The sequence below is a fragment of the Xanthobacter sp. BG11Y11_SDJG genome (genome assembly GCF_057364445.1).
The window spans coordinates 1-12,650 of the sequence record NZ_JBNFNU010000090.1; the positions used below are offsets into that span (position 1 = coordinate 1).

Sequence of the window (12,650 nt, forward strand, 5' to 3'; positions counted from 1 at the left end):
ATGAGCACGGACATCACGCAGCTTCCTTCTTCACAGCCGCGACGATCTTCTGCGCCGCATCGTCCAGGTCATCGGCGGGGATCACGTTCAGCCCGCTCTCGCGGATGATCTTCTTGCCTTCGTCCACATTGGTCCCGGCGAGGCGCACCACCAGGGGAACGCTCAGCCCCACCTGGCGGACGGCGGCGATGACGCCCTCGGCGATCACGTCGCAGCGCATGATGCCGCCGAAGATGTTCACCAAGATGCCTTCGACATTCGGATCGGCGGTGATGATCTTGAACGCCGCCGTCACCTTCTCCTTGGTGGCGCCGCCGCCCACGTCGAGGAAGTTGGCGGGCTCCCGGCCGTAGAGCTTGATGATGTCCATGGTGGCCATGGCGAGGCCGGCGCCGTTCACCATGCAGCCGATGGTGCCGTCGAGCGCGATATAAGAGAGGTCGTAGCGCGAGGCCTCGATTTCCTTGGCGTCCTCCTCGCTCTCGTCGCGCAGCTGCGCCACGTCCGGATGACGGAACAGCGCGTTGGAATCGAAGGAGACCTTGGCGTCGAGGCAGACGAGGCGGCCGTCTTTCGTGACCACCAGCGGATTGATCTCCAGAAGGCTCATGTCGGTCTTCGTGAAGGCCTCGTAGAGGCTCGCCGTGAGCGCCACCGCCTGCTTGCCGAGCTCGCCCGAAAGGCCCAGCGCCTGCGCCACCTTGCGGCCGTGCAGCGGCTGGATGCCGGTGGCCGGGTCGACCGCGAAGGTGACGATCTTCTCAGGGGTGGCATGGGCCACTTCCTCGATGTCCATGCCGCCTTCGGTCGACACCACGAAGGCGACGCGGGAGGTGGCGCGGTCCACCAGCATGGAGAGGTAGAATTCCTTCTCGATGGAGGCGCCCTCCTCCACATAGAGGCGCCCCACCTCTTTGCCGGACGGCCCGGTCTGGAGGGTGACGAGCGTGTGGCCGAGCATCTCGGCGGCGTTCTCCTTCACATCGGCGGGGGTCTTCACCACGCGCACGCCGCCCTTGGCGCCCGGGGGCAGTTCCTTGAACGTGCCCTTGCCGCGCCCGCCGGCATGGATCTGCGCCTTCACCACGAAGGCGATGCCGCCGAGCTTGTGCGCCGCCGCCTCCGCCTCCTGCGGCGAGAACGCGGCGAGGCCGCGCGCCACCGGCGCGCCGAACGCCTTGAGGATGGCTTTCGCCTGGTATTCGTGAATGTTCATCTTGGGGTCCTCCCTCGTCGGGGGCCGCGCATGGAGCACGGCACCGGCGCGCCTCGCCCGGCGCAGTCTGCGACGAAAGTCGCAGGATGCACCCGAAGGCCGGCGCACACCAATGCGACACGGCGCCGGTTAAGCCGGAGGCGTGACGCTCGCGGCAGGGATATTTGCGAAGGGTCCTGGCGGACCAGGGTCGCCTCTCCCCTCAGGGGTGGCGCGGCAGCCGGCGGCCGGAGCGCTCAGCGCGTCGGGCAGGACCGGGAAACGGGACAGAATAGGCCTTGGGCGGGCCGTCAGGCCCCGGCCTGTCCGGGGCATCCGCCGATCCGCATCCCGGAGCTTCAAGGCCGGCCCGCCGAACAGCGGGACGGTGGATCGCCCGGACGAGCCGGGCGATGACGCGCGAGACGGCGGCGGGACGAAGCGCCCCGCCGCAAGGCTCGTTCACACCACGCGGTTGTCGTGCATGGCCTTGATCTGCTCCGCCGAATAGCCGAGCTCCGCCAGCACCTCGTCGGTGTGCTCGCCGAGCAGCGGCGAGCCGGTGACTTCCACGCTCATGTCGGAGAACTTGATCGGGCTGCCGACGGTGAGGTACTTGCCGCGCTCCTTGTGGTCCACCTCGACGATGGTGCCGCTCTTGCGGAGCGACTCGTCCTCGGCGATCTCCTTCATGGTGAGCACCGGGGCGCAGGGGATGTCGAACTTGCGCAGGATGTCCACCGCCTCGAACTTGGTCTTGTCGGCCAGCCACGCCTCGATCACGGCGAAGATGTCGAAGATCTTGTCCTGGCGGGCGCGCGCCGTGCTGTAGGCCGGGTCGTCCTTCCACTCCGGCTTGCCGATGGCTTCCGCCACCTTGGCCCAGGCCTGCTCCTGCACGGTGAAGTAGATGTAGGCGTTGGGATCGGTCTCCCAGCCCTTGCACTTCAGCACCCAGCCCGGCTGCCCGCCTCCGCCGGCATTGCCGCCGCGCGGAACCACGTCCGAGAACGTGCCGTGCGGGTACTGGGGATACTCCTCCAGGTAGCCCACGCGGTCGAGGCGCTGCTGGTCGCGCAGCTTGACGCGGCAAAGGTTGATGACCGCGTCCTGCATGGACACGGCGACCTTCTGGCCCTTGCCGGTCTTGTTGCGCTGGTGGAGCGCGGTGAGGATGCCGATGGCGAGGTGCATGCCGGTGTTCGAGTCGCCCAGCGCCGCGGCCGACACGGTGGGCGGGCCGTCCCAGAAGCCGGTGGTGGAGGCCGCGCCGCCCGCGCACTGGGCGACGTTCTCGTACACCTTCAGGTCCTCGTAGTGATGGCCGTCGGAGAAGCCCTTCACCGAGGCGACGATCATGCCCGGGTTCAGCTCCTTGATGCGCTCCCAGGAAAAGCCCATGCGGTCGAGCGCGCCGGGGCCGAAATTCTCCACCAGGACATCGCTCTCCTTGATGAGCTTGGTGAGGACGTCCTTGCCCTCCTGGGTCTTGGTGTCGAGGGTGAGCGAGCGCTTGTTGGAGTTCAGCATGGTGAAGTAGAGCGCATCGGCGTTCGAGATGTCGCGCAGCTGGTTGCGCGTCACGTCGCCCGAGCCGGGACGCTCCACCTTGATCACGTCGGCGCCGAACCAGGCCAGCAGCTGGGTGCAGGCCGGGCCGGCCTGGACGTGGGTGAAGTCGATGATCTTGATGCCTTCCAATGGCTTCGACATGTTCAGTTCCCTTTCAAGCGTTGCCTAAACCCAGCGCGGGCGGGCGGTGAGGCCCCCTGCCGCGCAAAACCTTGAGGCCGACGGAGCGCCGCCGGCCGCGTCCTGCCGGTTGGCCCGGCTATTGTGGAGCCGGTGTCTGGCCGACCTTGGCCTCCAGCTCGGCCACGCGGCGCTGCAGCGCGCGCTCCTCTTTCCACCGCTCCGTCTCGTCCCGGATCATGGAGACGATGCTGGTCGGCTTGCCGTCCGCATCGAACAGCAGGGCGACCGTGAAGGCGATGGAAAGGGCATGCCCGTCCTTGTGCAGGGCCGGGACGCGCAGGAGCGCGGTGCCGTAGCGCGTCACGCCGGTGCGCATGGTCTCGTAATAGCCGTCCCAGTGCCGCTTGCGCTGGCGCTCGGGGATGATGATGTCGAGCGAGGCGCCGAGCGCCTCCTGCTTGGTGAAGCCGAACATGCGCTCGGCGCCGGCATTCCAGAGGATGATAGCGCCGGCCCCGTCGCAGACGACGATCGCATCGCCGACGGCGTCCAGCAGCTGAGCGTGGTCCACCTGAACCTGTTCCTGGGCCGAAGTCATCGCGTCCACTCTTCTGATCCTGGCCGGCTCCCCGTCCGGCGCCGGGGCGCCGGGCGGGCGGCGGCGGCGCCTCAGGCACCCGCCGCCGGGGCGTTTCCTATTCCGCGGCCTCGCGCAGCAGCGCGCCGAGCGCGCCCGTCTGCTTGATGACCGCAATGGCTTCGTCGTCGAGGCCCAGCACGTCGCTGAGCACCTCGTGGGTGTGCTCGCCCAGCAGCGGCGCCCGCTCCACGGGCACGTCGTTGTCGGAGAGCTTGATGGGGTTGCCGACCGTCAGGTAGCTGCCGCGGGCGGGATGCTCCACCTCCACCAGCGTGCCGGTGGCATAGAGCGAGCGGTCCTCGGCGATCTCCTTCATGGAGAGGATCGGGCCGCAGGGAATGTCGTATTGGTTGAGGATCTCCATGGCCTCGAACTTGGTGTGGGCCATGGTCCACGCCTCGATGCGGGTGAAGATCTCGTTGAGGTGCGGCAGGCGCGCGGCCGGCGTCGCGTATCCGGGATCGGTCTTCCACTCGGGCTCGTGGATGACGTCGCAGATCTTCTCCCAGACCGGCGCCTGGGTGATGAAATAGATGTAAGCGTTGGGATCGTTCTCCCAGCCCTTGCAGCGCAGGATGCGGCCCGGCTGGCCGCCACCGGAGTCGTTGCCGGCGCGCGGCACCGTGTCGCCGAACGGCACGCCCTCGCCGAACTGGCTGTATTCGCGCAGCGGGCCGTTGGCGAGGCGCTGCTGGTCGCGCAGCTTCACGCGGCACAGGTTCAGCACCGCGTCCTGCATGGCGCACATGACCTTCTGGCCGCGCCCGGTGTGCTCGCGCTGGAACAGCGCCGTGACGATGCCCAGCGCCAGATGCAGGCCGGTGCCCGAATCGCCGATCTGCGCCGCGCTCACCATGGGCAGGCCGTCGCGGAAGCCGGTGGTGGAGGCGGCGCCGCCGGCGCACTGGGCGACGTTCTCATAGACCTTGCAGTCCTCGAACGGGCCGGGGCCGAAGCCCTTCACCGAGGCGAGGATGAGGCGCGGATTGATCTCGGACAGGCGTTTCCAGCCGAGGCCCATGCGCTCCAGCGCGCCGGGGGCGAAGTTCTCCACCAGCACGTCGCACTTCTTCACCAGCTCTTCCAGGACCGCCTTGCCCTGCGGGTTCTTGGTGTCGAGGGTGATCGAGCGCTTGTTGGCGTTGAGCATGGTGAAATAGAGGCTGTCCGCGCCGGCCACGTCGCGCAGCTGACCGCGCGTCACGTCGCCTTCGCCGGGACGCTCCACCTTGATCACGTCCGCGCCGAACCAGGCGAGCAGCTGGGTGCAGCTCGGTCCCGACTGAACGTGGGTGAAGTCCAGGATGCGGACCCCCTCCAATGCCTTGCCCATCTCGTTTCTCACTTCGCCTTGACTGGTTCGGTCACCCGCTCCTGAGGATGTCGGCCTTGGGGTTTCCGCCGGGCTTGCCCGGTCTTTCGCGGTCTTGAACCATCGGGCCCGCGGCTGCGCCGCGAACCTTCGGGGTCGGTCGGGTTCGCGGCTGCGCCGCAAACCTTGGGGGCCATCAGGCGGCGCCGCGCGAGGCGGGCCGCCGGCGGCCTCACTTCTTGCGCTTCACCACGCTCTGCGGGTTGAGGCTGCCGATATTGCCGCTCTCGCTGCCGGCGGTGGGGTCGATCACCGCGTTGATGAGGGTCGGCTTGCCGCTGTCCATCGCCGCGTTCACCGCGCGGGCCAGCTCGTCCGGCGTGGTGACGTGGACGCCGACGCCGCCGAAGGCCTCCATCATCTTGTCGTAGCGGGCGTCCTTCACGAACACCGTGGTGCCGGGATCGCGCCCGTTCGGGTCGGTGTCGGTGCCGCGATAGATGCCGTTATTGTTGAAGATGACGATGCAAACCGGCAGGTTGTAGCGGCAGATGGTTTCCACCTCCATGCCGGAGAAGCCGAAGGCGCTGTCGCCTTCCACGGCGAGCACGGGCTTGCCGGTTTCCACCGCCGCGCCGATGGCGAAGCCCATGCCGATGCCCATGACGCCCCAGGTGCCGACGTCCAGGCGCTTGCGCGGCTGGTACATGTCGATGATGCCGCGGGCGAGGTCGAGCGTGTTGGCGCCCTCGTTCACCAGGATCGCGTCGGGACGCTCCTTGATGATGGTGCGCAGCGCGCCCAGCGCCGAGTGGAAGTCCATGGGCGCCGAGTTCTTCATGAGACGCGGCGCCATCTTGGCGATGTTCGCGTCCTTCTTCTCGCTCACCGTGGCGAGCCACTCCTTCGGCGCGCCAGCCCAGCCGCCCACCTTGGCGTTGAGCGCGGCCATGGCCGAAGAGATGTCAGCGACGATCGGCGCGGCGATCTCGATGTTCGAGTCCATCTCGCGCGGCTCGATGTCGATCTGGATGAACTTCTGGCTGCCCGCCGGGCCCCAGGTCTTGCCCTTGCCGTGGGAGAGCAGCCAGTTGAGGCGCGCGCCCACCAGCATCACCACGTCCGCTTCCTTCAGCACCAGCGAGCGCGCGGCGCCCGCGGACTGGGGATGGGTGTCGGGCAGGATGCCCTTGGCCATGCTCATGGGCAGGAACGGGATGCCGGTCTGCTCGACGAAGGTCCGAATCTCCTCGTCGGCCTGGGAATAGGCCGCGCCCTTGCCGAGGATGACCAGCGGCTTCTTGGCGGCCTTCAGCAGCGCCACCGCGCGGTCCACCGCCTCGGGCGCCGGGATCTGCGCCGGGGCGGCGTCGATCACCTTGACGAGGGAACGCTCGCCCTCGGCCGCATCCATGACCTGGCCGAACAGCTTGGCCGGCAAATCGAGATAGACGCCGCCCGGACGGCCCGACACCGCCGCGCGGATGGCACGGGCGACGCCGATGCCGATGTCCTGCGCATGCAGCACGCGGAAAGCGGCCTTGCACAGCGGCTTGGCGATGGCGAGCTGGTCCATCTCCTCATAGTCGCCCTGCTGGAGGTCGACGATCTCGCGCTCGGAGGAGCCCGAGATGAGGATCATCGGGAAGCAGTTGGTGGTGGCGTTGGCGAGGGCGGTGAGGCCGTTGAGGAAGCCCGGAGCCGAGACGGTGAGGCACACGCCCGGCTTCTTGGTGAGGAAGCCGGCGATGGCGGCGGCGTTGCCGGCGTTCTGCTCGTGGCGGAACGAGACGACGCGGATGCCCTCCGACTGGGCGAAGCGCCCGAGGTCGGTGATCGGGATGCCCGGCACGCCATAGATGGTGTCGATGCCATTGAGCTTCAGCGCGTCGATGACAAGGTGGAAGCCATCGGTCAGCTCCTGCTCGGCGGCGGGGACTTCGGCTTCGATGGTCTTTGCGATGGCGGACATCACGCTCTCCCAGAAATTTTGTTCGGCTTCAGCTGTTCTTCGATCGACGGCGCGGCGGGGCCGCGCTCATTCGGGAAACATTCCGTGCTTCTCCACGTGCGCGGCGAGCCCCATGGCGTGCTCGCGCACCAGGCGCTCGGCGCGGTCGGCGTCGCGCGCCTCCAGCGCATCGATGATCGCCGTGTGCTCGCGCATGGAGATCTCGAAGCGGTTCTCCTGGCGGATCGACACTTCGCGGATGGCCCGCATGTGCAGGAACAGGTTGCCGGTCATGTCGACGATGAGCCGGCAGCCGCCCATGCGCAGGATCGCCTGGTGGAAGGCGATGTTGGCCTTGGAATATTCGTTCACCTGCTCGGCCGCGGTCTCTTCCTTGAAGTCGTTGAAGAGACGGCGCAGGCCGGTGATCTCCGCCTCGGTGGCCGCGGCGGCGGCGAGGCGCGCCGCCATGCTCTCGAGCGCGGCCCAGACGATGATGAGGTCGAGAATCTCGCGCTTGGTCTTGCGCACCACGAAGATGCCGCGCCGCGGCACCGAGCGCACGAAGCCCTCCTGCTCCAGCACCGTCATCGCCTCGCGGATGGGCGTGCGGCTGACCCCGAGGTCCTCCGAGAGCTGGCGCTCGTCGAGGCGGAACTCCTTGGTCGAGCCGTAGATGTCCATTTCCGTGATGGCGCGCTTCAGCGCCTCGTAGGCGAGCATCCGCAGGCTCGTGGCGGCCTCGAGCGGCTCCACGTTCAGCTTCGGGGGCTCAGCAACCTGATGCACGGCCTGGGGTTCCTCCTCCTGGGCGCCGCCTCTTCCGGGCGGGCGCCTTCGGTGAAATACTGTGTATTGTATTCAATACAGGGATGCAATGGCGGAGCACCGGGAAAAGGTTCCGCACTGCAACAACCGAGGTGGCACAACGGCCACGCCGGCTCCGCCTTGCGTCCCCGCCCCGGCTTCCCCACCGTCCGCCTTGTCGGGCGGTGCCGGGGTCACGGCAAGCGGGCGTCGGGCGGAGGCGGCAGCCCGGCCGATGGCGGCCGGGCTGCCTCGGCTCACTCGGCCGCGGCGGGCTTCTGGCCGCCGGGACGCAGGCGCTGCATCACGGCGCCGATGACGGGCCAGAACAGCATCACCAGCGCGAGGGTGACGATGGAGCCCACCAGCGGGTTGGACCAGAAGATCGCGAGATCGCCCTGGGACACCAGCATGGCCTGGCGGAACGAGCTCTCCGCCATGTCGCCGAGCACCAGCGCCAGCACCAGCGGCGCCAGCGGATAGTTCAGCTTCTTGAACAGGTAGCCGATCACACCGAAGATCAGCATCACCGCGATGTCGAGGCCGGCATTGTGCACCGTGTAGGCACCCACCGCGCAGATCACGAGGATGATCGGGGCGATGACGCTGAACGGGATGCGCAGGATGGCGGCGAAGATCGGCACGGTGGTGAGCACCACGATCAGGCCGGCGATGTTGCCGAGATAGATCGAGGCGATGAGGCCCCACACGAAGTCCTTCTGCTCGACGAACAGCAGCGGGCCGGGCTGGAGACCCCAGATCAGCAGGCCGCCCAGCAGCACGGCCGCGGTCGGCGAGCCGGGGATGCCGAGGGTGAGCATGGGCAGCAGCGCCGAGGTGCCGGCGGCGTGCGCCGCCACCTCGGGCATCACCACGCCTTCGAGCTCGCCCTTGCCGAAGTTGCGTCCGTTCTTGGAGAACTTCTTGGCGAGGCCGTAGCTCATGAAGGAGGCCGGCGTCGCGCCGCCGGGGTCACCCCCATCCAGCAGCCGACGATGGCCGAGCGCAGCGCGCCGATCCACATCTTGGGCAGCTTGGCCCAGGTCTGGAACACCACGCGGGCGTTGATGGACGCGCTCTTGCCCTTGAAGGCGAGGCCTTCCTCCATGGTGAGCAGGATCTCGCCGACGCCGAACAGGCCGATGACCGCCACGAGGAAGTCGAAGCCGCGCAGCAGCTCCACCGAGCCGAAGGTCATGCGCAGCTGGCCCGTCACCGTGTCGATGCCCACCGCCGCGAGGGCGAAGCCGAGCATCATGGCGGCGATGACCTTGAACGGCGGTTCCTTGCCCATGCCCACGAAGGAACAGAAGGTGAGGAGATAGACCGCGAAGAATTCTGCCGGGCCGAACTGCAGCGCGAACTTGGCGATCACAGGCGCGAGGAAGGTGATCAGCAGCACCGCGAAGAAGGCGCCGATGAAGGAGCCGGTGAAGGCGCCGGTGAGCGCCTCGCCCGCTTTGCCCTTCTGGGCCATGGGATGGCCGTCGAATGTGGTCGCCACCGACCAGGGTTCGCCCGGGATGTTGAACAGGATCGACGTGATGGCGCCGCCGAACAGCGCTCCCCAATAGATGGAGGAGAGCATGATGATGGCCGAGACCGGCGACATCGAGAAGGTGAGCGGCAGGAGGATGGCGACGCCGTTGGCGCCGCCGAGGCCCGGGAGCACGCCGATGAGCACACCGAGCGTGATGCCGACGAACATGTAGACGATGTTCATTGGGTCAGCGAGAACGCTGAACCCTCCGATGAGTGACGAGAGCGCTTCCACGGGCTTCCTCCCAAACGCGTCGGCGCTTATGCGCGCCTTCGGCGTGCGCGTGTTCTATCCAGGGTTCGGGGCCACCCTTGTTGCGCCCGGCTGAGCCAGGACGGCGCGGGTGAACTTGGCTCCCTTGCGGGGGCGCGCCGACGCGGGCGACGCCTTCCCGGTGGGAACTGCGGCTTCCTTCCGGCAAGCCGGGCTGCGTCCGGCGGCCGGGCGCGCGAGATCAGTAGCCGAGGGCGGCCTCGAGGGGGCCCTTGGGCAGCGGCACGAGGAACCAGACCTCGAACATCATGAACAGCATCAGCGGCACGCCGATCGCCACCGGCACGATCTTCACGATCGGATACTTGCCGAGCCACCACATGAAGAAGGCGATGAACACCGCCGAGGCCAGGTAGATGCCGAGCACGAAGATGAGGCCCACATAGATGCAGGTGGGCACGAGCACCTGCATCACCGACTTCAGCTGGCTGCGGTCGACGAAGTTGTTGAGGTCGGGATGCTTGGTGAACAGCGAGGTGGCGAGGGTGCCGGCGCTGGCGAGGAACATCATCAGCCCCACATAGAAGGGGAAGTAGCCGGCCTGCGGCCCGTCGCTCGCCCAGCGGGCGCCGATGCGCCAGCTGTCGGACATCACCAGCGCGGCGAGGCCCATGAAGGCGAGGGCCACGACCGCGTCCATGGTGCGGTTGGTGACGGTCTTCTCGGTCGGATCGGTGGCGTGATCGCCATGTGCGTGATCGGTCATCGGGGCGCGTCCTTGGCTCGCTCATCCGGCACGCGGCCGGGCTTTTTCGGAGCCTTGGCGCATGGGGGGACGGGGGCTCCGCGGCAGGGGCCGCGGAGCCGGAACCGTCACGTCGCCACGCTCATCTGGCCACGTTTACTTCGCCATGTTTCGCCGGCCCGGCCTGTGGGGCCGGGCCCAGTCGGCTGGCCGGCTTGCGGTCGGCCTACTTGGCCACGAACCCCGCATTCTCCATCAGGGTCTTGTGGGCGGCCGCGGCCTTGCCGAGCCAGGCCGCGTATTCCGCACCCGTGAGAGCGGTGGTGTTGAACGCGCCCTTCTGCATGAACTCCTTCCATTCGGGAGTCTCACGCACCTTCTTGAACAGGTTCACGAAGTATTCGACCTGCTCCTTGGTGGCCTTCGGCGGCATGAAGATGCCGCGCAGCATCAGATACTCGATGTCGAGGCCGGATTCCTTGCAGGTCGGGATGTCGGCCCAGGACTTGGTGCTGGTGACCGGCTCCTTGTAGGGCAGGCGCTGCTCGTCGAACACGCACAGCGGCTTCAATTCGCCGGCGCGCCACTGCGACACCGCCTCGATGGGGTTGTTGACCGAGGCGGTGATGTGGCCGCCCACGAGCTGCGCCGCCACGTCGCCGCCGCCCTTGTACGGAACGTAGATGAACTTCTTGCCGGTCTTCTGCTCGATGGCGGCGGTGATGATCTGGTCTTCCTGCTTGGAGCCGGTGCCGCCCATCTTGAACGGGGCGTCGGCCGGCGCCGCGGCCATGGCGGCGAGGAAGCCCTTCACGTCGTCATAGGGCGCCTTGGCGTTCACCCACAGAACGAACTCGTCGAGCGCCAGCATCGAGACCGGGGTCATGTCGTCCCACTTGAACGGCACGCCGGTGGCGAGCGGCGTGGTGAAGAGGTTCGACAGGGAATGATGATCTTGTGCGGGTTGTTGGTGGAGCCCTTCACGTCGAGGAAGCCCTCGGCGCCCGCGCCGCCCGACTTGTTGATGACCACCAGGGACTGGTTCATCAGATTGTTCTTCTGAATGATGCCCTGGATCATCCGCGCCATCTGGTCGGCGCCGCCGCCGGTGCCGGCCGGGACGATGAACTCGACCGTCTTCGTGGGCTCCCACGCCAGGGCGCCGAGCGGCGCCATCACCGCAGCAACGGCCGCCGCGGCCACGCTTTTCCTGAATGCCGAAGCAAATGACAATTTCATCTCGTTTTTCCTCCCGGATCGTCCGCGATGTCAGCGCCCGCGGATCAAAACGTAACTTATTATGATTGTTACATTTTTGGCGAACCTTAAGGTTCAGCCTGGAAAGAGTATATTGTATGTCACTTCTGTCAATTGGAATTTGCAATGCCGGATTTGGTCGTCCAAATACATTCTTTGAAATATAAAATAATGTATACCAAACATTTTGCGACGAGCAGGGGCTGGACCAGCCTTGGCTCCGGTCAGCGGTAGGCGGCGAATTCCGGCGGCACCGCCTCGTCGGCACCCGAGTAAAGGCGGGTCATCTGATCCGCGGCGGCTATCACGCGCCGACCGATCCGGGCGATCCGATCCTCGCTCATGCGCACCGCCGGCGCCGCGATCGAGACCGCGCCCAAAGGCTCGCGCCATTCGTTGAGGATCGGCGCCGCCACCGCCTTCATGCCGTCGGCATGCTCCTCCTCGTCCACCGCATAGCCGCGCTCGGCGATGCGGACCACGTCGTCCATGAGATCGCGCTCCGAGCGGTGGGTCCGGACCGTGAACGGCTCGAACCGGATCTGCGCGAGGCACGCGCCGCGAAAGCCCGGGCTCGCCGCGGCCAGCACGCATTTTCCGGCCGCGGTCGCGTGCAGCGGCAGGCGCACGCCGAGCCGGAAGAAGGCGCGCACCGGCGCGTGCGCCTCCGCCTGGGCGACCACCACCAGTTCCAGGCCGTCGAACATGGAGAGGTTCACCGTCTCCTCCACCTCGTGCAGCAGCTTGCGGATCACGGGACGGCCGATGTCCGGCAGCTTGCGGATGCGCAGATAGGCGGCGCCGACGCGGAACAGCCCCAGCCCCACGGTCCAGAGCCCGGTGGACAGATCGTGGCTCACCAGCTGGCGCCGCTCGAGGGTCGCCAGCAGCCGGTGGACCGTGGAGATGGGCAAATCCGCCGCGCGGGCGATGTCGGCCAGCGTCATGCCGTCCTCGTCGGCGATCACGCGCAGCAGCGTGATGGCGCGGTCCAGGGACTGGACTTCCGCACCCCCCTCCCCTCCGGACGTGGCCGGGCGGCCGCGGCGCCGGGGCGCGCCGTCACTGTCGGGCATGAAACTCCTCGCAGGCCTGCCGCGCGCCGGTAACGGCGGGCGGCGGCTTGTTCTTCTCGGTCGCGCCCGGTTGCCCCGCACGAGCGATTCCCGGCGCGCCGTCGCCCTTAGGTTAAGCCCAAGTGGGTGCGCGCGCAGCCTGTGACAATTTCCACGATTTCGGGATTAATTTCCATTTTGATCTATGGTGGGCGCCAAGCTGGTGGGGGCGGCGGCACA

The 12,650-nt window shown here is 67.4% G+C and carries 8 protein-coding genes and 2 pseudogenes; all 10 read right to left on the reverse strand.

Going from position 1 to position 12,650, the window contains the following annotated elements; all coding sequences use genetic code 11:
• Positions 1-13: 13 nt before the first annotated feature.
• Complete coding sequence (sucC, locus tag AC2W7M_RS10070; protein WP_486132091.1) at positions 14-1,216, reverse strand: ADP-forming succinate--CoA ligase subunit beta; 1,203 nt, start codon at positions 1,214-1,216, stop codon at positions 14-16.
• Positions 1,217-1,657: 441 nt separating this feature from the next.
• Positions 1,658-2,908 carry a formyl-CoA transferase gene (frc, locus tag AC2W7M_RS10075; RefSeq protein WP_486132093.1) on the reverse strand — a complete coding sequence of 417 codons (1,251 nt, stop codon included), beginning with the start codon at positions 2,906-2,908 and terminating at the stop codon, positions 1,658-1,660.
• A gap of 118 nt (positions 2,909-3,026) precedes the next feature.
• Positions 3,027-3,488, reverse strand: a complete 462-nt coding sequence (locus tag AC2W7M_RS10080; RefSeq protein ID WP_486132103.1) for a PAS domain-containing protein — start codon at positions 3,486-3,488, stop codon at positions 3,027-3,029.
• Between the two features lie 97 nt (positions 3,489-3,585).
• Positions 3,586-4,863 carry a formyl-CoA transferase gene (frc, locus tag AC2W7M_RS10085; protein ID WP_486132095.1) on the reverse strand — a complete coding sequence of 426 codons (1,278 nt, stop codon included), beginning with the start codon at positions 4,861-4,863 and terminating at the stop codon, positions 3,586-3,588.
• 211 nt (positions 4,864-5,074) lie between these two features.
• On the reverse strand, positions 5,075-6,814 hold the full coding sequence (gene oxc / locus AC2W7M_RS10090) for an oxalyl-CoA decarboxylase (RefSeq protein WP_486132097.1): 1,740 nt from the start codon (positions 6,812-6,814) through the stop codon (positions 5,075-5,077).
• 66 nt (positions 6,815-6,880) lie between these two features.
• Positions 6,881-7,516: a GntR family transcriptional regulator gene (locus AC2W7M_RS10095; protein ID WP_486132105.1), complete on the reverse strand. Its 636-nt coding sequence runs from the start codon at positions 7,514-7,516 to the stop codon at positions 6,881-6,883.
• 341 nt (positions 7,517-7,857) lie between these two features.
• Positions 7,858-9,374 (reverse strand): annotated as a pseudogene (locus AC2W7M_RS10100) (tripartite tricarboxylate transporter permease).
• Positions 9,375-9,594: 220 nt separating this feature from the next.
• Complete coding sequence (locus AC2W7M_RS10105) at positions 9,595-10,119, reverse strand: tripartite tricarboxylate transporter TctB family protein (RefSeq protein WP_486132099.1); 525 nt, start codon at positions 10,117-10,119, stop codon at positions 9,595-9,597.
• 205 nt (positions 10,120-10,324) lie between these two features.
• Positions 10,325-11,337 (reverse strand): annotated as a pseudogene (locus tag AC2W7M_RS10110) (tripartite tricarboxylate transporter substrate binding protein).
• A 242-nt stretch (positions 11,338-11,579) separates the two neighbouring features.
• Complete coding sequence (locus AC2W7M_RS10115) at positions 11,580-12,431, reverse strand: IclR family transcriptional regulator (protein WP_486132101.1); 852 nt, start codon at positions 12,429-12,431, stop codon at positions 11,580-11,582.
• Positions 12,432-12,650 lie beyond the last annotated feature (219 nt).